This window comes from Pseudomonas sp. XP1, from assembly GCF_053557675.1.
Genome location: NZ_JBNRIJ010000001.1, coordinates 215,930 through 234,167 on the forward strand (window position 1 = coordinate 215,930; position 18,238 = coordinate 234,167).

The window sequence follows — 18,238 nt, forward strand, 5'->3', positions numbered from 1 at the left end:
GCACGCTTCCTGCGATGGCACACCGTAGGACACGTAATACGCCAACCCCACGAAGATCGCCCCACCCACCGCATTCCCAAGGAACACGGCCACCAGGTTCTCCACCAACTGCCCCCAGCTCAAGTACCCGGCAAAGATCGCTGCCGGAATCAGGAACATGTTGGCCACCACGTGCTGGAAACCGATGGCGACGAACGCCATGATCGGGAACCAGATGCCGAGAATCTTGCCGCTCATTTCACGGCTGGCATAAGACAGCCACACTGCCAGGCACACCAGCCAGTTGCAGCCGATTCCGGACACGAAAGCGTGGAGGAAGTCGGCGTTGGTCTTGCTGGTCGCAGCCGCCAACATCTTGTTCAGGTAGGCCCCCTCGGTCAGGCCCAGCAGGTGACCGAAGCACCCGGCAACGAACAGTGCACCGAACAGGTTGGCGACGGTCACCAGCAGCCAGTTGCGCGCCACGGCGCCTGGGCCGATGCGCCGGGCGAACATCGCCAGGGGCAAGCTCATCATGTTGCCGGTGAGCAGTTCGCCACCGGCCAGGATCACCAGGATCAGGCCGATGGGAAATACCGCGGCGCCCAGCAGTGTGCCGAACGAGGCCCACTGTACCGGGATCATGGTGCTGACGTGGATAGCCAGGAGAAACCCCAGCGAAATGAATGCACCTGCGAGAAACCCCAGGACCAGCGTCGCATGGGTGGATAGATGGGCTTTTTTGACGCCGCTCTCGATGACGAGCTCGGTGATACGGGTGGGGCTGTTGACGGACATTTCGGAAACTCGAACACAGTGACGGCGATGCAACTGGCATGCACGCCGTGGTGGGGCTTGATCAGTACGGGGTAGGCTGCGCCGCTGGCGCAAAAGGTGCGACACCCACCTTCGGGCCAGCGGCGAAGAGGGCGGCAAGCTACATGAGGCAATTTGACGCGGTCAAATCGATGGAATGGATGAGCTGATAGACCGCGTCGATGAGGCCCGCAGGTCAGCGCGCGTAGATCAGCTTCCCGGCAAACCAGGTCTGCAGCACTTGGGTATCGCGCAGCGTTTCGGCATCGACGTCAAGCACGTCGCGGTCAACCACGATCATGTCGGCTTGCTTGCCAACCTTGAGCGAACCGATCTGCTGCTCCAGGCGCATGGCGCGGGCGGCGTTGAGGGTATAGGCCTGGAACATTACCTGGCGGTCGATGGCTTCAGCAGCGTTGAGCACACCTTTGGGCCCCTTGCGGCTGATGGCCTGGTAGATCGCCTGCCAAGGGTCCGGTGTGGTGATCGGCCAGTCGCTGGCGCCAGCAAGGGTGGCGCCATGCTTGAGCAGCGAACGGGCCGGGAAGGTGTGCATGAAGGCCATGGCGTTCACGTACGGCTTGACCAGCTCCATGTTCGATTGGTCGGCGCTGGCCCAGTACAGCTGCATTGCTGCAATCACGTCGAGCTGCTTGAAACGGGCGTATTCCGTGGGGTTGACCATCTGCAAGTGGGTGATGGAGTGGGGGATGCCGCTGTGGCGATCACGCCGTGCCTGCTCGATGCCGTTGAGCGCCTCGCGCACGGCGCGGTCGCCGATGGCGTGCACGTGCACCAGCCAGCCACGGGCGTCGGCGGCACTGACCAGCTCGCCAAAATGCTTCGGGTCCAGCAGCAGTTCGCCGTGCTTGCCGGAGTTGCTGTAGGGCTCGAGCATCGCCGCCGTTTGCGCTGGCGCTTCGGCAACGCCGTCGGCAAACACCTTTATGCCTGGCAGGGTTAGGTTGTGCACGCCGAGAAATTGCCGACGTACCTTGTCCAGTTCGTCCAGGTCGGCCGGGCGGGCCCTGGAATCGGCCATCAGCAGGGCGGCGACGTGGGCGGTCAGCTCGCCGCGCGCGGAGAGGTCCTTGTATACCGGCAACACGCCCAGCGAATGGTTGTTCACATCGGCCCCCGGTAGCTCGTTGGCCAGCGGGTCCATCCAGCCGGTGATGCCCAGCTGCTTGTAATGGTCAAGGGCCATGCGCCCCGCGCTCAGCAGGGTGGCATGGGGCAGCGCGGGCAGCAGGTCGGTCACCGGGTAGTAGCTGGCATCGGCGAGGAAACCGTTCGGTGTCCCGTCCGGGTGTTGGCCGATGGTGTTGCGCGCCTCGGCAGGCAGGGCTGCGATGGTATCGGCATCGATTGCGGCACGCTTGAGCATGGCCTGGTTGGCCCAGCCGGTGTGCATGTCGTTGGCGGCGAACAGGATCGGTTGTGCGGCCCATTGGCCGTGGTTGAAGCGCTGTTCCAGCGCCGGAATGTCGTTCCAGTAGGTGCCCGGTACACCACCTACGACAAGGAACTCGCCGCGCACGGCCTTGCCGTCGCTGCGCCACTGGCGCAGGCGCCGTTCCAGTTCGTCCAGGGCAACCTGCTCACCAGCGAGGTCGGCCAGCACCAGTTGCAGGCCACCCTTGATGGCATGCGAGTGGGCGTCGAGCATGCCTGGCATCAGTACCTTGCCGCCCAGGTCGATGACCCGGGTGCCTTCGGCCTTCAGGCGTAGCACGGCCTGGTTGGAGCCTACCGCGACGATTTTCTCGCCTTCGACGGCCACGGCCTGCTGCAAGGGTTGGCCGGGCTCGGCGGTGTAGACCTTTGCGTTGTGCAGGATCAGGTCCACGGCCGCGAAACCTGGCATGCAGGTGCAGGCCAGGCCGGCGCTGATTGCCATCTTCAGGAGCTGCTTCATGCTGTGCCTCGTTCTTGTCGTGATGACGCCGCAGACTAGCCAGGGGGCAAGTGCGGATAAAGGTGAGGGCAGGCACAACTTCTTTCGTGATGGGGAAAGAATCCAGCGCCCGTATTTGCCAGAATGCAAGCAGCGGACCTTGCCGTGCCTATTCAAGTCGCCGGCATTTGCGGGTTTGATAGGAGGGGCAGATACTCGCCACCCTCGCATCACCCACACCGTTTGTGCCGAACAGGAAGAAACCATGGACAAGATGATGGCCCTGACCATCTTCGTCGCTGCAGCCGAACACGGCAGCTTCAGCCGTGCGGCCGAGCAACTGGGCAAGACGCCGTCTGCCATCACCAAGGCTGTTGCGCACCTGGAGAGCGAACTGGGCGTGCGCCTGTTCGAACGTACCACCCGGCGCATGGCGCTGACCGAGGCCGGCACCTTGTACCTGGAAGGCGCGCGCCAGGCGTTGATGCACCTGCAGCGGGTGACCGAAGAGGTGGAGCAGTTGCAGCACGCGCTGCGCGGTACCCTGCGTATCACCGCGCCGCCGTCGTTCGGCCCCGCGTTTCTCAACCAGGTATGTTGCCGTTTCATGCGCGAGCACCCGCAAGTGCGCCTGGAGGTCAACCTCAACGATGCCAACGAAGACCTGATCGATGGCGGCTACGACCTGTCGCTGCGCGACGGCCCCACCGACCAGCCGGAGCTGATCGCCCAGCCGCTGATCGAGAACCGCGTGATCCTTTGCGCCAGCCCTGCCTACCTGGCCCGTCACGGCGAGGCGATCACTCTGGAGAACTATGCCCGGCACGACTGGCTGCTGTTGCGCCACCCGCTGCTCAACCGCAGTTTCTGGTGGATCGAACAAGGCGGCCAGACGCTGCGAGTGCGTCAGCCCACCCCTCGGCTGGTGAGCGACAACTTCGACTTCCTGCTGGCCTGCCTGCTCGATGGGCAGGGCTTGCAATTCGTACCCACCTGGTGTGCCGCCCCCTACCTGGCCAGCGGGCAACTGGTGGAGGTGATGCCCGGCTACTGGCGGGCGCTGAGCGCGTTCGGCCCCTGGGTGCACGTGCTGTACTTGCCGCACCGGCGCAATACCCGCAAGGTGCAGGCGTTCATTGCCTTGCTGCATGAGCACCTGCACGGGCAGGGCGCGCAGAGGCTGGCACGGGGCTGAGTTTTTCCATCGGGGCACAAAAGTTGTGCGGGTTGTGGCGATGATCGATTGGGGGATGCCTCGTTAGGCTAGCGGTGCTTGCCTACCACCGCGGCCTGTACCAGGAGTTCCCCGCCTTGAAGATCCACACCCATGTCAGCGACATCCGCAACCCCCTCGAGCGTGGCCATCAGATTGGTGCGCGCTTCGCCGAGCAGATCCGTACCACAACTGCACTGTATCTGGGCTTTTTCCCGCGGGTTGGCGTGCCCTTGAGTGAGGCGCAGCGTATCGGCGAAAACAGCTTGGCAGCCCTGGAAGCCTGGAGCCCGGGCCTGGCCGCTGAAGTGGCCGGCATGGCCAGCGGTGCCGAGCTGCCGCTGTGGCAGCTGGCGAGCCTGAACGCCCGCACTGAAGTACTGGCGGCCCGAACCCGCCACAGCGAATGCTCGACCACCGTGCATGCACCCCGTGGCGCGCGTGCGCCGCAGACCCTGCAGACCTGGGATTGGCATGACAGCCTGTGCCCCCATGGCCTGATGTTGGCGCTGCACACCGAGCGCGGCATGAACGTCAAGCTGTTCTGCGAGTTCGGCATGCTCGCCAAGCTTGGTGTGAACAGCGCGGGCCTCGGCTTGCACTTCAATATCCTCCACCACGCCAGTGACAACGACAGTGGTGGTGTGCCGGTGCACGCCATCGCCCGGCGCCTGCTGGAGGAGGCCAGCAGTGTCGAAGAGGCCATCGAGCTTGCCCGTTCGGCGCGGGTCAGTGCCTCTACCGTGTTGACAGTGTTCTCCCGCCAGGACCGCAGCCCGCGTGCGGCCAGCATCGAATTGAGCCCCGCGCGCACTGCCTTGGTCCTGCCACGGGAAGACGGCTGGCTGCTGCACACCAATCACTTCCTCGACCCACAGCTGAGCCTGGGCGAGCAGGTCGCCGACCATGCCGATACCCAATGCCGCCTGGGCCACCTCGAGCAGGTGGTCGGCCAGATGGCCAGCCCTGACCTGCGTGCCCGGGCCGAGGCCATGTGCGGCGCCGAGGGCGACAAGGCGCCGATCTGCTTCCACCCGGACATGGCCATGCCCGATACCGAACGCTGGGAAACCTTGCTCAGCGTCGGCATCGACACCGAACGCTGTGCCCTGCAGTACGTGGCCGGCACGCCCGTGCAACTGGCCAAGGCCGGCTTCGACACTTTCTGAGCCAACCCGGTGCTGCCAGCTCAAGGCGGCACCGCTGAACGAGAACAACAACAATGCATGCGCAACATTTCCGCCCTGCGTCATCCCGTTCCGCCTTGCGAACCTTCTGCGTCTCCGGACTGGGGACGGCGCTGGAATTCTACGACTTCATCATCTACGGCACTGCCGCCGCACTGGTGTTTCCCCAGGTGTTCTTCCCGCAGATGGACCACCTGACAGCCACGCTGGTGGCCTTCAGCGCTTTCGGCGCGGGCTTTCTTGCCCGACCGTTGGGCGGCCTGGTGTTCGGCCACTTCGGCGACCGCATCGGCCGGCAGAAGGTACTGGTCGCCACCTTGCTGCTGATGGGCATGAGCACCTTCCTCATCGGCTGCCTGCCCGGGCATGCCAGCGTCGGCGTGGCCGCGCCGATCCTGCTGGTGCTGCTGCGCCTGGTCCAGGGCTTTGCGGCAGGCGGGGAGTGGGGCGGCGCCGCGCTGTTCGGCATCGAGTCTGCGCCACCGGGGCGGCGCGGGCTGTGGGGTAGTTTCACAAGCATGGGCATCGGCGTGGGTGGCATCCTCGGGGCTGGGGTGTTCGCCATCGTCAGCGCGGCCTTCGATGACAACCTGGTCGATTTCGCCTGGCGCATCCCGTTCTGGCTGGGCGGCACCCTGGTACTGATCGGCCTGTACGCGCGCCTGAAGGCACCGGCAGCGGCCACCACGCCCGTGACCAAATCTGTACATGCGCCGTTGGCCGCGGCCCTGCGCCAACGTCCGCGGCAGCTGATGCTGTGCACCGGGATCGCCTTCGGTTACTGCACCATCGCCTACATCGGCAGCACCTTCTTCCTGACTTACGCCACGCAGGTGGGCTTCGGCAGTACCGAGGCGTTGATGTTCGATTTGGCACTTTCGGTCGCTATCGTGCTGTCGGCGCCGTTGTTCGGCGACCTGTCGGACCGTTTGGGGCGGCGTACCGTAATGGGTTTCGGCGCAGTGGCCATGGCTCTGGGGCTGTTCGTGTTCTTTTCTCTGGTGGGCATGAAGAGCTTTGCCATCGCCTTGTGCGCCTACAGCCTGACTGGCCTGCTGATGGGCGCGACCCAAGGGCCTATCCCAGCCTTCCTCGGCGAGCAGTTCCCGCGCAGCATGCGCTATTCGGGTATCTCGGCCAGCTACCAGATCGGCGCCGCGCTGGGCGGCGGTACCGCGTCGAGCATCGCTACGGCAATCCTGATCCTCACCAACCAGGACCCACTGGGCGTGGCGCTGTATGGCGCGGGAGCCCTGGCACTGGTTGCGGTGTGTTCGCTCATGCTGCGCGAGACATCGCGGTTGAGCATGGCGCAGATCGATGAGGAGGCGCCGGCCGGAGCGCGTGGTGCCCTGCAACGCGATAACTGCGAAACAGCGGGATAGAGCATTCAAAGACATCTACCAAGTTTGGATCCAGTTGTTGGTAAAACTTTCCATTCGGTCAAGTTGCGATAACTTAGCAAACTAACTAACTTGATTTAGTGTACCGCCTGTCGGTCGTTTTGCTCGAGAAATGAACGATTTGGGCGACGCTGACTCCTATTTGCCAGCAGGTGCCTTCAATGTGATTGCACCTCGCGCCTTTCCCCCAGAACTTATGGACGTTCAACCTCATCGGCATCGCAGGGATGCTCATGGGGCTTTTTTTTTCGAATAGTGGAGCAATGCCATGACCAACCGAGGCTCTTCGGGTGAGCCACTGTGTGTATTGAATAACAATCTGCTTTTTCATTTAACGATTCGAATTTGGCTTTGCCGCTGCGATTAAATCGTTCGCACGCCTATTGCAAAGTCATCTAGCGCTAACGCATTACGTGGAGAAAACGTCGTGGAGATTAATACAATTATTAGCCTGTTCGGGCAGAAAGAATCCATGGAGCTGGTGCGGTTGTCGGTGATTTACGTTCATTTGCTGGCCTGTTGCATTGCCATCGGCCTGGTGTTCGCCAGTGATGCCGAGATGGTCAGGAACTTGTTGAAAGGTCATAAAGAGGCCGGGCATGACAGTAAGCATATGACGAGCTTGCAGAAGTCCGTGGCCAATGCCCTGATATTCTTGTGGCTCACGGGCGCCGCAGTGATTGGAATTGACTACCTTGATAAAGGTATGAACTATTTTGCCAATCCGAAACTTCAAGCGAAGGTCATTATTGTCATGCTGCTGACCTTCAACGGCATGTTGTTGCATCGTTATGTATTGCCTGCCTTGCTCAAGGCGGGCAACTTGCTGGACCTTAATTTTGGCGTGCGGATGTTCGCGCTTTTCTCCGGCGCACTGTCGGGTGTGTCCTGGCTGTATGCGGCGATGCTGGGCGTTGGCCGGCCACTGGCCTGGAAATACTCGCTGACCGAGTTGCTGCTGGCCTATCCGGTACTGATCCTGCTTGGCTTTGTCATGATGGCTGCCCTGACCCAGTGGGCACGCAACCGTAGCCAGGCCGAACCGGTCCCGGCGCCTGTCTGGCGACTGGCAGGCATTCCTACCTGATTGCCTGAATTACGCTTCAATTGCGCCGCGAACCGGGGAGCGTGGTTCGCGGCGAGCTCGTTTCATGCGCAGCGTCCGGGCGGTTCGCCTGGCGGCTCACACACCGAATGCGGCGGGCTTGCGGGCGGAGTTCACTGCTCGACAGCGCAGTGAGGAAGGGCTGGGTGATCTCCAGGACGCGCCAAACGAGCGATATCTGTTGCTCTGCGCGACAGTAGTACACCCACCCGAAATCTTCACAGTGCGCAAGACTTGCACAAGCCCTGTGGGAGCGGGCTTACCCGCGAAAGGGCCGGAACAGGCAGTCGAGAAATTTCAGGAGTTCAACAATGGCCATACATGGCAGGCCCGTGTCGTTGAATTTGAACGTCGCGCCTGGGGAGGGCTCTTAAATGCAAAGGACATTGTGAGGGCTCCCTTATGAGCATTGAACGCAGCATCCCCGAGCTCGAGGCCTGGTACGCCCAGTACGACGACATCAGTTACCGCCGTGAGTCGCCGGATGCCTACCACCATGAACTGCTGCGCACCGCCGAGGCCCTGCGTGACGATGGCGCGATCGATTGGGACGACTGGCTGGCACTCAAGGCATTGGCTGATGACGCCCATGTGCGCGCCCTGGAAGATGCCGTGCAGGCCCATGTCAGCGACCCCGACGCATGAAAGCGCTGAAGATTGCCACGTTCAACATCAACGGCATTCGTAGCCGGCTGCCGGCACTGCTGGCCTGGCTGGAGCGGGAGAAGCCCGACATTGCCTGCCTGCAGGAGCTCAAGGCGGCGGATCAGCAGTTTCCTCGCCAGGCGCTCGAAGCGGCGGGTTATGGTTGCCTCTACCAAGGGCAGCCTTCGTGGAACGGCGTGGCCATTCTGGCGCGGGGCAGCGAACCGCTGGAAGTACGTCGTGGCCTGCCTGGCATGGAGGACGACAACCAGAGCCGCTACCTCGAGGCAGCGGTGCAGGGAGTGCTGGTTGCATGCCTGTATCTGCCGAACGGCAACCCGCAACCGGGGCCGAAATTCGATTACAAGCTCCGCTGGTTCGAAAGCCTGATCGCCCATGTGAAAGGGCTGCATGACAGTGACCATCCCGCGCTGCTGGCGGGTGATTTCAATGTGGTGCCTATCGACATGGATATCTACAACACGCGCTCCTGGATGAAGGACGCGCTGCTGCAGCCCGAATCACGCGCGTGCTACCAGAAACTGCTCCAGCAAGGTTGGGTCGACGCCATCCGCCATCTGTATCCGGACGAACGCATCTATACCTTTTGGGATTACTTCCGCAACCACTGGGCCCGCAATGCCGGGTTACGTATCGACCACCTGCTGCTCAACCCCGAACTCGCGCCTTACCTGAAGCGAGCAGGCGTCGATGCCTGGGTGCGTAACGAACCCAAGGCCAGCGACCATGCACCAGTCTGGATCGAGCTGAGCACGCGTCGTCGGCCGTAGGGCAGTTCGAGCGAACCTTCAACTACCGGAACTACCGCTGGAGCCCGCACCACCGGAGCCTCCGGTCCCGTTGTCGCGTTCCGATCCATTGCTGTCACTACCCGATCGGTCGGTAGTGCCATCGCCACCGGTATTGTCAGTATCATTGCTATCGGTGCCGCCAGAGCCCGTGCCCATGGCATCCGCAGGCGTGCCGGAACCAGTCGCTCCACCTTGGCCGTTCATATGCCCGCTGTCATGCGGTTGCGTGCCAGGGGCACGCTGATCGTTCAGGTCGGTGGCTGCAAGCACCACAGGTGCGCTGGCCCCCAGGCACAGTGCGAGCAGTAACGAATGAGGCTTCAATATCTTCATGGCGATGCTCCTTTGCAGATTGGTCACCTTCTGTTCGGCCAGCATCGTCCGCGGCCGTGCCGTTTATTCGACGGAATGCATGGGGCACTGAAATGCACCGTGGCGGGTTATCCCACGTGAATGCTTTGAGGCCCGCGCTTCGATTCCTCTGGCAAGGCCGTGACCTTGATCGCGCGTACCGGTACGGCGAACTTGGCACCAACCTTCGAGAAGCGCTCGAGCAGGTGGAAATTGATCGCTTGCTGGATGTCCATGTACAGGTTGTAGCCGGGGTCCTTGACGATGTACACGCACTCGAATTCCAGCGCTTCCTTGCCGAAGCCGCGCAGGTGGGCACGGTCGAAGCGCACCTGCTGCTGAGCCTTGATTGCTTCCTCGACAATAGCGGGTGCTTTCTTCACGGCCTCGGTTGGCGTGTCGTAGGACAGGCCGAACTCGAACACGATTCGTCGTTCCTGCAGGCGCTTGTAGTTCTGGATGGTGCTGCTGATCATGCTGGCGTTGGCCATGACGATCTGCTCGCCGCCCAGGCTGCGGATGCGTGTGGTCTTCAGCCCCACGTGTTCCACCGTGCCGGCCAGGGGGCCGATGACGATGAAGTCGCCCACCTCGAACGGCTTGTCCACGGCGATGGATAGCGAGGCGAACAGGTCGCCGAGGATGTTCTGCACGGCCAGTGCAACAGCGATACCGCCTACCCCCAGACTGGCGACGAAGGCGGTGATGTTCACGCCCAGGTTGGAGAGCATCGCCAGCAGCACCACTGACCACAACAATACACGCGCGCCCCATGCCGACAGCGTGGCCAGCGCGCTGCCCTGGTTCAACCCGTCGGTGCGATGCCGGGCGAAGTAGCGACTCAGGCCCAGGCCGATGGCGCGGTTGGCCCATAACCCTATCTGCAATGCCGCGACCACGAACCACAGGCTACCAACCCGGGTCAGCCAGCGCTCGGGCAGGTCGAGCATGCTCAGGCCCACCAGCAGCGAGGCAAGGAACAGCAGAAAGTTGCTGGTTCCGGCAAGCACCTTGGCCAGTACGTGGCTGAGCGCGCCGTCGTGCTCGGACCAGCGCCTGACCCGATGCAGCATGAAACTGATGGCCGCCCGCGCCACGAGGAATGTCAGCACGGCTACCGTCAGCGCCAGCAACAGGTTGAGAACGGAAACTCCAAACAGTGTGGTATCGGTGAACAAGGCGATGATGCGATCACTCATGAGACATTTGCCTCCTTGCGTGGAACCGGGTGACTGGGGGAGCGGCATTTCCGGTGAAGCAGGCAATGCCGCTGGATCGGTGAGCCTCAGCCGTCGGACTGCTCCTCTGGCGGCACCTGGCCTTCGGGCCAGTCGGGTGCTTCCTGCTCCTGCTCCTGTTCAGGCACGGGCTCGCCTGGGTTGTGTGGTACTTCGTCCACGTAAGGGTCGGGGTGGTTGGGTTCGATCATGGTCTGGTTCCTCGCTGTCGGGCTATCAGGCATGTGTTCAGGCGTTCAGCCGGATTCCACTGCGGTGTTTTTCTTCCAGCCCCGCAGGTTCATGGCGCACAGGCAACCCTGCAGGATGATCAGCGCCCAGGCCTGCGCCTGCCACCCCCACACGGCCCACAGTACATTGCTGCCAATAAAGCAGCAGAAGCCCAGCTTGCGCCGGCCTGGGCGCCGTGAGCCGATGCACCAGGCGGCAAGTACCGTCAGGGCCATGGCGGGCCATTCAAGAAAGTCGATCCAGGCCTCCATCACGCGGCACGCTGTTCGCCTTTGAGCAGTTTCTTCTGCGCCTCCATGGCCTGGCCGAGCTCATCCAGCTGCTGCTTGCCCAGCAGCTTGCGGGCAGTCGGGAACAGCTCGCTTTCTTCTTCCTCGATATGGTGTTCCAGCAGCTCCTTCATCACCTTGACCCGCCCGGCAAACTCGACGGTGCCGGTCTCGGTTTGCAGCAGGTCCGGCAGCACCAGCGAATCTACGGTGCGGTGCTCTTCCTTGGCTTCGTAATACATCTTCGCTTCTTCCTTGCCGCCGGCCTGCTTGATGGCCGGATACAGGATTTCTTCTTCCAGAGCGGTGTGGATTGTCACTTCTTGCTTGATGCGTTCAAGCAACTCGGCGCGTTTCTTCACCGCGCGCTCGGTGGTGGAGGAGAGTTCCTCCAGCAACTTCTTCACCAGTTCATGGTCCTGGATCAACAATTCGATAGCGTTCATGCAACACCTCTTCGGGGTTGGAAAAATCACGATTGCCTTCGATGGAGTAGGGCGCGGGCGCCAAGGTTCAAAGCGGATGATCAACGTACCGGTGTGTGGGAGGCCGGCCGCACGAGGTCCCGCGCAGGTTGCACCGGCCGGGCAGGGTCATTCCTGCGCAATGATCGAGATCTTGCCGTTGCGCTCGACGATGGCGAACTTGATCTGCTCGACGCTTTCGATTCCCTGGCTGTCCCGAGCCGATTCGAGAATGTCGTCCTCGGTCAGCCGCGCCCGCCGCATTCGGTGGTGGAGAAAGCGACCTCGTTCCACTACCAGTGTCGCGTGGCCGTCGACCAGCCGGGCCAGGCGCCTGGAATTGAGCTTGGCCAGCGACAGGCCGACATCCAGGACGATCAGCGTGGCGATCACCAGCATGGCGTTGGTGAACGAGAAGTCCTCGCCGAGCAATGCCTGCTGGGTTGCTTCGCCGATGATCAGCAGCAGGACGAAGTCGAAGGTGGTGAGGTCTGCCAGCGAGCGCCTGCCAGCCACGCGAAACAGCAGCATCAGCGCGATGTACATGCCTGTCGCACGAAGAATGGAGTCCATGGCGCGCTCCTACGGGTAGAGGAAGGTCGAGAAGTGCACTGTGCTGTCCGGGCCCGCGCTGACAACACCTTCGAGAGTACCGACGTATTCGCTGCGCAGGGTCAGGTAGAGGGTGGCGATACCCTCTTTGCTGGTGCCGAGCTGGAGCAGCAGCGACCTGCCATGGGAACGCGACACTTGCGGCTCTGGCTGCAGCGTTTCGATACTGGCTTCGCGAAGGAGGGTCCCCCCGAGCAGCAGCATCACAGGCTCCCCGGCAGTACCGCGAACCGTGATGCGCAGATTGTCGGTGGTGCCTGTGCGGCTGAGGCGCTGATACTCCACATGCACCCGGCCGTCCTCGCTGGTGACCTGCGCGTCACTGAGCGGACCATTGCCGAACACCCCGGCCAGGGCCAGCAGCACGACCAGCACCAGGGCATACCATCCCACCCGTTCGAAACGCCAGACCCGCTGCTGCATCCGCATGTCTTCCTCGACGGGGTGGCGCCTTGAAACCAACTCCTCTTCGTCCATGCCCGTAGCCCCCTCAGGTAACCCCTCAGGCGCGCTCACCACGCAGCCAGCGTTGGTGGTAATGCGCCAGGTGCGACAACCCGTAGAGCGCGCCCTGGCGGATTACCTCCGCGCGTTCGCCGAAAAAGCGCTGGCTACGCGTGAACACCGCCAAGGGCTCGCCGGCGAACGCCCAGGCAAAGCACACGGTGCCAGGGGCGATGGTATCCTGCGGCTCCGGCCCGGCGACACCCGTGCTTGCAATGGCAACGGTGGCATCGCTGTCTTTCAATGCGCCGAGCGCCATCTCCCAGGCTACCGCCTCACTGGTCAGGCCGTAGCGTTCGATGGTTTGTGGGCTTACGCCGAGCAGGCGCTTTTTGGCACTTGGCGAGTACACCACGTAGCCGCTTTCCAGTACCTCGCCGGTTCCCGGCACTGCTGCCAGCAGCGCAACCATGGCACCGGCAGTGCAGGACTCTGCCGTGGTCAGCACCAGTTTGTGGACCTTGAGGTAATCAAGGGCCTCGAGTACGGGGTCGGTCGCCATGGCGGTCACTCGTGCGTTGTTTTGTGGTGGACGTGTTTCCTGCGGAATTGGTTCATTGCGTGTGTACCACCCATCAACGGCGGGTAAAGCTTCCTGAACTTTGTTCCGCTTGCTGGCTTCCTCTTGGTAGGAGGTGGTGGCGCGGACCACGCGCTGCTGCTGGAACAAGCAGAGGAGAAGCGATCATGACCGAGCCTGTGACGTATTTCTGGATCGCTGTGGCGGCGATCATTGTGTTGCTCGATCTGTGGGCCATCGTCAGTGTTTTCCGCAGTGACAAGAACGATGTGACGAAAGCGATGTGGGCACTGTTGCTGTTGGCGCTGCCCATTGTCGGCCTGGCTATCTGGGGCGTGCTTGGACCGCGTGGAATCAAACGCGGTACCGGGCCGTCTTCGCCTGAACACAGCAAGGGGTAGGAGGGGGAGATGAAGAAAGAATCGGATGCACCTCGCAGCGGAACCCAAGGTGAAGAGGAACGGGACAATGATGCGCAGCGTCCTGATGGGTCAACCGGCACGTCCCATGATTCCACTGCACAGAAAGCAGCTCGTGATGAAACGCAACGCAAGCGTTGAGCGGGCCGGCTTTAAGAAATGAATTCGCAAGCGGTCCGCGTATCCTGTGGGAGCGGCTTTAGCCGCGAAGAATCCAACGCGGTGCATGGCACCGGCTGCGCCGTGTTCGCGGCTAAAGCCGCTCCCACAGGGTCCCTGCTAACTCAATGAGTTATGGGCCGTTCCAGGAGAGCGGGTAACCCCGGTTGCAGCGCCGATCATCGCTGTATCCCACCGAATGTATGGTCAGGCCCCAATGTACCGGCGGCAGCGCCCGGCACGAGGATGACCTTGCGGCAGTCGTCCTGCTTCTGGTCGAACAACTTGTAACCCAGGGCCGCTTCTTCCAGGGCCAGGCGGTGGGTGACGATAAGTTCCGGTTGCAGGCGCCCGGCCTCGATATGTTCGAGCAGTTCGGGAAGGAATTTCTGCACATGGGTCTGGCCCATCTTGAACGTCAGCCCCTTGTCGAAGGCATCGCCAAACATGAAGGCGTGGATAAAACCCGCATAGACCCCAGGCACGCTGACCACGCCGCCCCGGCGCACCGCGGCGATGCTCTGGCGCAGCGCCTTGCCGCTGCTGCCCTCGATCTTCAGTGTGGTCAATACTGTTTCGGTGGTACTGCCCTTGGCCTCGAAACCGACCGCATCGATGACTGCGTCCACACCGCGCATGCCTGGGGTCAGGCGGATGATGCTGTCGGCCGGGTCATCATCCTGCTCGAAGTTGATCGGCACCACGCCGTAGGCGTCGCGAGCGAACGCCAGGCGGTAGTCATTGTCGTCGACCATGAAGATTGTCTGGGCGCCCAGCATGCGCGCGCAGGCTGCGCTCAGCAGGCCGACCGGCCCGGCGCCATAGATGGCCACAGTCGAGCCTGGGCCGACCTGCGCATTGGTAACGGCCTGCCAGGCCGTGGGCAGGATATCCGAGAGGAACAGCACCTTGTCGTCCGGCAGGGCGGTAGGCACCTTGAACGGGCCGACGTTGGCCTTGGGCACCCGCACGAAATCCGCCTGGCCGCCGGGCACGCCGCCATAAAGATGGCTATAGCCGAACAGTGCGGCGCCGGGTGGGATGTTTTTCTTGTTGATGATTGCACCGCGGCCGGTGTTGGTGGTTTCGCAAGCGGCGAACTGGTCGAGTTGGCAGAAGAAGCAGCTGCCGCAGGCGATCACGAAGGGAATTACCACGCGGTCACCGACCTGCAGGTTGGTCACCCCGCGGCCGGTCTCTTCGACGATGCCCATGAACTCGTGGCCGAAGATATCGCCCGGCTCTGTCTGTGGAATCTTGCCATGATAGAGGTGCAGGTCGGAGCCGCAGATGGCGGTAGCGGTGACCCGAAGGATGATGTCGTCTTCGTCCTGGATGAGCGGGTCGGGGACATTGTCGACCCTGACGTCCTGGGTTCCGTGGTATGTCAGTGCTCTCATTGGTTCATCTCCTGCAGAGGCGGGTCCGGATGGTCTATGCAGGGGAAGCCAAGGAGACAGGGAAAGTTCAGGTGGAATCGTCCAGTGGCAAGTTTCAGTGTTACTGGCCCCGTTCAACACCATGAAGAACTGTCATTGGGGTGACATGGCATCAGGTGAAACCGGCGACCGGAGGAAACTTTAGCTGTCCTGCCAGGCTCAACCGTGCTCAAGCCGAGCGTAAAACCATGAACAAGAATCCAGCATTGCAAACAAGCTTTGCCCCTTCGGCCACGCCACGCCAAGTCGCGGGCTTGCTGACATCGGCCATGTTGCTGATGCTTGCCTCGGGGGTTGCGCCGCTTGATCGTGCGGATTGGTGGCTCGAAAACGTTTTGCCGCTGACACTCCTGCTCACCTTGGCTGCGACCAGCCGTTATTGGCGCTTTTCTCGGCATGCTTACCTGGCAATCGTGGTGATGCTGGCGATTCACGAGCTAGGAGCGCATTTTACCTATGCCAAAGTCCCCTATGACGCTTGGCTGCGTGCGCTTACCGACCACTCTCTGAATGCCTGGATGGGCTGGCAGCGCAACCAGTTCGATCGTCTGGTGCATCTGAGTTACGGCCTTTTGTTCGTCCTGCCGATCAGGGAGCTGCTCCAGCGCCAGGCCCTGTTGCGAGGCGGCTGGTTGGCGTTGTGTACTGTTTCCTTCCTCCTCGCCACATCGGCGCTGTACGAGCTGCTGGAGTGGATAGGTGGCCAATACCTGGGTGATGATCAGGCACAAGCCTTTGTCGCTACCCAGCAAGACCCTTGGGATGCGCAAAAGGACATGGCCCTGGCTTTGCTCGGTGCACTTGTCACCTTGTTGATCCAGCGGTTTGGGGCAATCAAGGTCTGGGGCAGAAGGGTAGTGAGTTTGGAGGGGAGCACGGGTGACGGGTAGAAACAAAAGGCCTCTCCATCGCTGGAAAGGCTTTTTGCAATCAGCCTGTGACCGTTGAAAATCCCTTAAGTTTCCATCGGGAAAACAATAACTTGGGGAATTTTTCCAAGTCTTGTCACTCGTCGGATTTCCATTGTAAGCCCCTGTCCAGAGCCTCAGGATCGCCTCCGTATCCCTTTGAGGCTTTCACAAATGAAGTACTCCTCGATTCTGTTGTTGTCACTTGGCCTGCTGAGCGGCGTTGCGTCGGCAGGCGGCAATACCGAAGCAGGCATAGGTGGCGCATTGGGTGGAGTATTGGGCTCGGTAGTCGGCCAGTCGATCGGCGGCAGCACCGGCTCGGCAATCGGCGCCGGCCTGGGTGGCGCGGCCGGTGGTGCGGTGGGTGCCGACAAGCACAGCCGTGGAGAGGCGGCCATTGGCGGCGCACTGGGTGCAGCTGGCGGCAACGTGGTGGGTCGCAAGATGGGCGGCACCACTGGCAGCATGATCGGCGCAGCAGCCGGTGGCGGTGTGGGTGGTGCCTTGGGCAACCACATGGGCCGGGAATACGATGACGAGAGCGGGCATCGCTACCGTGATTATGACGACGATGACGACGATCGGGGCTGGCGTCGTCACCGCCACGACCGTGGCCATCACTACGGCTGGCGCAACAAACACCGCCACGACGACTGATCTCGCCGAGGCGGTTACGCTGTTTTCTTTACCTGCTTGGGGCCGCTTTGCGGCCCTTTCGCGACACAAGGCCGCTCCCGCAAAGGCTCTGTTCCATGCGCGACAGCGCAGCCATGAGGTAGAGGGCTGTTGTGGTCTGCCGCGCCTAGTTCGTTGGCAAGAGGATCACGAAGTTCTTTTTCATGTCTTCCAGCACGGTCCATTTGCCCTTGGCGCCCGGTTCGATGATGAACGTGTCGCCAGCGGCCAGTTTGATGGGGGCGCAACCCTCAAGCTCGATGACGCAGCATCCACTCAGGACATGGCAGAACTCCCAAACCTTGTAGTCGATGCGCCACGCTCCGGTGCTGGCTTCCCATTCTCCGGAAATGCGACCTTGCTGTTCATCGTGATAGTACTTGGACGTCAGCGTATGAGGGGTGCCTTCCACCACCTCTTCAAAAAAGGGAAGGTCGCGTATCGGTTGGATATCCAGTTCGCGGAACACGGTCAGTTTCTTGTTCATGGCTTTTTCTCGAGCACGTTTTGGTTAGGGCGATACATCAAATAGGCTTCACCGGTTACGCCCAGCATCGGGTGCGGAACGATCTGGCAGGTTTTAACAATTTGAAAACCGTGACGTTCGTAGAAGCGGCGTGCACCGTGGTTTTCTGCATAATCGATCAGGCATAGCCCATTCAGGCCCGACTCCTCGGCGCGCTGCTGGGCGTGGCGAAGAAACTGGACGCCCAGCCCCTGGCTGCGCCAGGCTTCATCCAGGGCCAGGCTGGATATGTACAAGGTGTCGGGTATTTCCATTTCGGAATAAGGCGCGAGGACCGGGTCTGCCTCGACAGACCTGTCAGGGGTCTCGTGCAAGGCATAGCTATGCATCATGCCGATGACACGCCCTTCGAAAGTGGCCATCAGGCAGTTCTTGTAGGAAAAGTCGCCTTGTTCCCTGGCATAGCGAGACGCACCGACGCTCAGCAATGCTTCTCCAGGAGCGGCAAGCTTGCTCCATATGTAATCGGCCATGCCCTCCGATGTCAGTTGAAAGAAGCGCGCAATATCGTGCGCGTCCGAGGCTTGAGCGGGCCTGAAGTCGATAGGCATGTACAGTGCTCCCATGGGATCGGGTGGTTAGTTTTCAAGGATTACTCCTTTGGCAGGGAGGCAGGGTAGGCGGGTTGAACGGTGCCCATCATGCTGTGGGCGAACACCGTCAGCACGGTGTGCGACGCTGTCCCATGCACAAAGACAGGTTGCCGTCTGATGGCTCATGCCTGGGGAATTGATCGTGCAGTTACCGGAGGTGGTTAGGCGAGAAACGGGCGATGTGTACGCCCATTGGGGGGAGGGCCGGAAACAGAGCAGGGGTGAGCCCCGTATGGAGGTCGTATGTCACGAAAGGCAGCTACCGGCCCA

23 protein-coding genes are annotated in these 18,238 nt (G+C 61.7%); 10 read left to right on the plus strand and 13 right to left on the minus strand.

The genetic code is table 11. The features are described 5' to 3' along the window. Together ACK1U9_RS00915 and ACK1U9_RS00920 are read right to left on the minus strand one after the other, a co-directional pair. The coding region (locus tag ACK1U9_RS00915) for a formate/nitrite transporter family protein (RefSeq protein WP_449109602.1) at positions 1–777 on the minus strand (777 nt) is incomplete at its 3' end. Between the two features lie 214 nt (positions 778–991). Beyond that, positions 992–2,713, minus strand: a complete 1,722-nt coding sequence (locus ACK1U9_RS00920; protein ID WP_108479830.1) for an amidohydrolase — start codon at positions 2,711–2,713, stop codon at positions 992–994. 244 nt (positions 2,714–2,957) lie between these two features. Here ACK1U9_RS00920 and ACK1U9_RS00925 point away from each other — a divergent pair, with 244 nt between their 5' ends. The 6 genes from ACK1U9_RS00925 (at position 2,958) to xth (ending at position 9,036) form a co-directional block, all read left to right on the plus strand. Further along, complete coding sequence (locus tag ACK1U9_RS00925) at positions 2,958–3,887, plus strand: LysR family transcriptional regulator (protein ID WP_135002357.1); 930 nt, start codon at positions 2,958–2,960, stop codon at positions 3,885–3,887. Positions 3,888–4,003: 116 nt separating this feature from the next. Next, on the plus strand, positions 4,004–5,074 hold the full coding sequence (locus ACK1U9_RS00930; RefSeq protein ID WP_046614086.1) for a C45 family autoproteolytic acyltransferase/hydolase: 1,071 nt from the start codon (positions 4,004–4,006) through the stop codon (positions 5,072–5,074). Between the two features lie 53 nt (positions 5,075–5,127). Next, entirely contained in the window at positions 5,128–6,477 is a 1,350-nt protein-coding gene (locus ACK1U9_RS00935; RefSeq protein WP_153671044.1) for an MFS transporter, read from the plus strand. A 490-nt stretch (positions 6,478–6,967) separates the two neighbouring features. Beyond that, a complete protein-coding gene (locus tag ACK1U9_RS00940; RefSeq protein WP_046613850.1) occupies positions 6,968–7,582 on the plus strand; it encodes a hypothetical protein in 615 nt (204 codons plus the stop codon). Positions 7,583–8,002: 420 nt separating this feature from the next. Then, entirely contained in the window at positions 8,003–8,245 is a 243-nt protein-coding gene (locus ACK1U9_RS00945; protein ID WP_003257678.1) for a hypothetical protein, read from the plus strand. Continuing rightward, entirely contained in the window at positions 8,242–9,036 is a 795-nt protein-coding gene (gene xth, locus ACK1U9_RS00950) for an exodeoxyribonuclease III (RefSeq protein WP_449109603.1), read from the plus strand. The genes ACK1U9_RS00945 and xth overlap by 4 nt, the downstream gene beginning before the upstream one ends. A gap of 18 nt (positions 9,037–9,054) precedes the next feature. Here the strand turns inward: xth and ACK1U9_RS00955 are convergent, their stop codons facing one another. The 8 genes from ACK1U9_RS00955 to ACK1U9_RS00990 all read right to left on the minus strand — a co-directional run bounded on the left by ACK1U9_RS00955 (position 9,055) and on the right by ACK1U9_RS00990 (position 13,228). Further along, entirely contained in the window at positions 9,055–9,435 is a 381-nt protein-coding gene (locus tag ACK1U9_RS00955; RefSeq protein WP_449109604.1) for a hypothetical protein, read from the minus strand. A gap of 62 nt (positions 9,436–9,497) precedes the next feature. Next, entirely contained in the window at positions 9,498–10,607 is a 1,110-nt protein-coding gene (locus ACK1U9_RS00960; RefSeq protein ID WP_046613848.1) for a mechanosensitive ion channel family protein, read from the minus strand. A gap of 86 nt (positions 10,608–10,693) precedes the next feature. Next, positions 10,694–10,837 (minus strand): hypothetical protein, encoded by a 144-nt coding sequence (locus tag ACK1U9_RS00965; RefSeq protein ID WP_158090591.1) that lies wholly within the window; start codon positions 10,835–10,837, stop codon positions 10,694–10,696. Positions 10,838–10,882: 45 nt separating this feature from the next. Beyond that, complete coding sequence (locus tag ACK1U9_RS00970; protein WP_046613847.1) at positions 10,883–11,128, minus strand: hypothetical protein; 246 nt, start codon at positions 11,126–11,128, stop codon at positions 10,883–10,885. Then, positions 11,128–11,592: a hemerythrin domain-containing protein gene (locus tag ACK1U9_RS00975; protein ID WP_046613846.1), complete on the minus strand. Its 465-nt coding sequence runs from the start codon at positions 11,590–11,592 to the stop codon at positions 11,128–11,130. The genes ACK1U9_RS00970 and ACK1U9_RS00975 overlap by 1 nt, the downstream gene beginning before the upstream one ends. 147 nt (positions 11,593–11,739) lie before the next feature. After that, positions 11,740–12,183 (minus strand): DUF421 domain-containing protein, encoded by a 444-nt coding sequence (locus ACK1U9_RS00980; RefSeq protein ID WP_085598389.1) that lies wholly within the window; start codon positions 12,181–12,183, stop codon positions 11,740–11,742. A 9-nt stretch (positions 12,184–12,192) separates the two neighbouring features. Then, a complete protein-coding gene (locus ACK1U9_RS00985; RefSeq protein WP_449109605.1) occupies positions 12,193–12,699 on the minus strand; it encodes a hypothetical protein in 507 nt (168 codons plus the stop codon). Positions 12,700–12,724: 25 nt separating this feature from the next. Further along, entirely contained in the window at positions 12,725–13,228 is a 504-nt protein-coding gene (locus tag ACK1U9_RS00990) for a CinA family protein (protein WP_449109606.1), read from the minus strand. A 185-nt stretch (positions 13,229–13,413) separates the two neighbouring features. Here ACK1U9_RS00990 and ACK1U9_RS00995 point away from each other — a divergent pair, with 185 nt between their 5' ends. Then, the gene (locus ACK1U9_RS00995; protein WP_435781084.1) at positions 13,414–13,647 is read left to right on the plus strand and encodes a PLDc N-terminal domain-containing protein; all 234 of its coding nucleotides are present in this window, start codon (positions 13,414–13,416) and stop codon (positions 13,645–13,647) included. A gap of 9 nt (positions 13,648–13,656) precedes the next feature. Beyond that, positions 13,657–13,806, plus strand: a complete 150-nt coding sequence (locus ACK1U9_RS01000; RefSeq protein ID WP_173015104.1) for a hypothetical protein — start codon at positions 13,657–13,659, stop codon at positions 13,804–13,806. 197 nt (positions 13,807–14,003) lie between these two features. On the opposite strand, the gene ACK1U9_RS01005 is transcribed toward ACK1U9_RS01000, so the two are convergent. Beyond that, positions 14,004–15,224: a zinc-dependent alcohol dehydrogenase gene (locus ACK1U9_RS01005; RefSeq protein ID WP_449109607.1), complete on the minus strand. Its 1,221-nt coding sequence runs from the start codon at positions 15,222–15,224 to the stop codon at positions 14,004–14,006. 227 nt (positions 15,225–15,451) lie between these two features. On the opposite strand from ACK1U9_RS01005, the gene ACK1U9_RS01010 reads away from it, so the two are divergent. Continuing rightward, the gene (locus ACK1U9_RS01010) at positions 15,452–16,153 is read left to right on the plus strand and encodes a DUF2238 domain-containing protein (protein ID WP_449109608.1); all 702 of its coding nucleotides are present in this window, start codon (positions 15,452–15,454) and stop codon (positions 16,151–16,153) included. 192 nt (positions 16,154–16,345) lie between these two features. Further along, entirely contained in the window at positions 16,346–16,831 is a 486-nt protein-coding gene (locus ACK1U9_RS01015) for a glycine zipper domain-containing protein (RefSeq protein ID WP_085598399.1), read from the plus strand. Positions 16,832–16,976: 145 nt separating this feature from the next. On the opposite strand, the gene ACK1U9_RS01020 is transcribed toward ACK1U9_RS01015, so the two are convergent. Continuing rightward, complete coding sequence (locus ACK1U9_RS01020; RefSeq protein WP_085598401.1) at positions 16,977–17,336, minus strand: cupin domain-containing protein; 360 nt, start codon at positions 17,334–17,336, stop codon at positions 16,977–16,979. Further along, positions 17,333–17,926 carry a GNAT family N-acetyltransferase gene (locus tag ACK1U9_RS01025; RefSeq protein WP_178081753.1) on the minus strand — a complete coding sequence of 198 codons (594 nt, stop codon included), beginning with the start codon at positions 17,924–17,926 and terminating at the stop codon, positions 17,333–17,335. Before ACK1U9_RS01025 ends, ACK1U9_RS01020 begins: the two co-directional genes overlap by 4 nt. Positions 17,927–18,238: the final 312 nt, after the last annotated feature.

Bases quoted from the DNA above. Each gene is read 5' to 3' on its own strand.
- ACK1U9_RS00920 (WP_108479830.1), bottom strand. From the start codon at position 2,713: ATGAAGCAGCTCCTGAAGATGGCAATCAGCGCCGGCCTGGCCTGCACC.
- ACK1U9_RS00925 (WP_135002357.1), top strand. From the start codon at position 2,958: ATGGACAAGATGATGGCCCTGACCATCTTCGTCGCTGCAGCCGAACAC.
- ACK1U9_RS00935 (WP_153671044.1), top strand. From the start codon at position 5,128: ATGCATGCGCAACATTTCCGCCCTGCGTCATCCCGTTCCGCCTTGCGA.
- ACK1U9_RS00940 (WP_046613850.1), top strand. From the start codon at position 6,968: ATGGAGCTGGTGCGGTTGTCGGTGATTTACGTTCATTTGCTGGCCTGT.
- ACK1U9_RS00945 (WP_003257678.1), top strand. From the start codon at position 8,003: ATGAGCATTGAACGCAGCATCCCCGAGCTCGAGGCCTGGTACGCCCAG.
- xth (WP_449109603.1), top strand. From the start codon at position 8,242: ATGAAAGCGCTGAAGATTGCCACGTTCAACATCAACGGCATTCGTAGC.
- ACK1U9_RS00955 (WP_449109604.1), bottom strand. From the start codon at position 9,435: ATGCTGGCCGAACAGAAGGTGACCAATCTGCAAAGGAGCATCGCCATG.
- ACK1U9_RS00960 (WP_046613848.1), bottom strand. From the start codon at position 10,607: ATGAGTGATCGCATCATCGCCTTGTTCACCGATACCACACTGTTTGGA.
- ACK1U9_RS00965 (WP_158090591.1), bottom strand. From the start codon at position 10,837: ATGATCGAACCCAACCACCCCGACCCTTACGTGGACGAAGTACCACAC.
- ACK1U9_RS00970 (WP_046613847.1), bottom strand. From the start codon at position 11,128: ATGGAGGCCTGGATCGACTTTCTTGAATGGCCCGCCATGGCCCTGACG.
- ACK1U9_RS00975 (WP_046613846.1), bottom strand. From the start codon at position 11,592: ATGAACGCTATCGAATTGTTGATCCAGGACCATGAACTGGTGAAGAAG.
- ACK1U9_RS00980 (WP_085598389.1), bottom strand. From the start codon at position 12,183: ATGGACTCCATTCTTCGTGCGACAGGCATGTACATCGCGCTGATGCTG.
- ACK1U9_RS00985 (WP_449109605.1), bottom strand. From the start codon at position 12,699: ATGGACGAAGAGGAGTTGGTTTCAAGGCGCCACCCCGTCGAGGAAGAC.
- ACK1U9_RS00990 (WP_449109606.1), bottom strand. From the start codon at position 13,228: ATGGCGACCGACCCCGTACTCGAGGCCCTTGATTACCTCAAGGTCCAC.
- ACK1U9_RS00995 (WP_435781084.1), top strand. From the start codon at position 13,414: ATGACCGAGCCTGTGACGTATTTCTGGATCGCTGTGGCGGCGATCATT.
- ACK1U9_RS01000 (WP_173015104.1), top strand. From the start codon at position 13,657: ATGAAGAAAGAATCGGATGCACCTCGCAGCGGAACCCAAGGTGAAGAG.
- ACK1U9_RS01005 (WP_449109607.1), bottom strand. From the start codon at position 15,224: ATGAGAGCACTGACATACCACGGAACCCAGGACGTCAGGGTCGACAAT.
- ACK1U9_RS01010 (WP_449109608.1), top strand. From the start codon at position 15,452: ATGAACAAGAATCCAGCATTGCAAACAAGCTTTGCCCCTTCGGCCACG.
- ACK1U9_RS01015 (WP_085598399.1), top strand. From the start codon at position 16,346: ATGAAGTACTCCTCGATTCTGTTGTTGTCACTTGGCCTGCTGAGCGGC.
- ACK1U9_RS01020 (WP_085598401.1), bottom strand. From the start codon at position 17,336: ATGAACAAGAAACTGACCGTGTTCCGCGAACTGGATATCCAACCGATA.
- ACK1U9_RS01025 (WP_178081753.1), bottom strand. From the start codon at position 17,926: ATGCCTATCGACTTCAGGCCCGCTCAAGCCTCGGACGCGCACGATATT.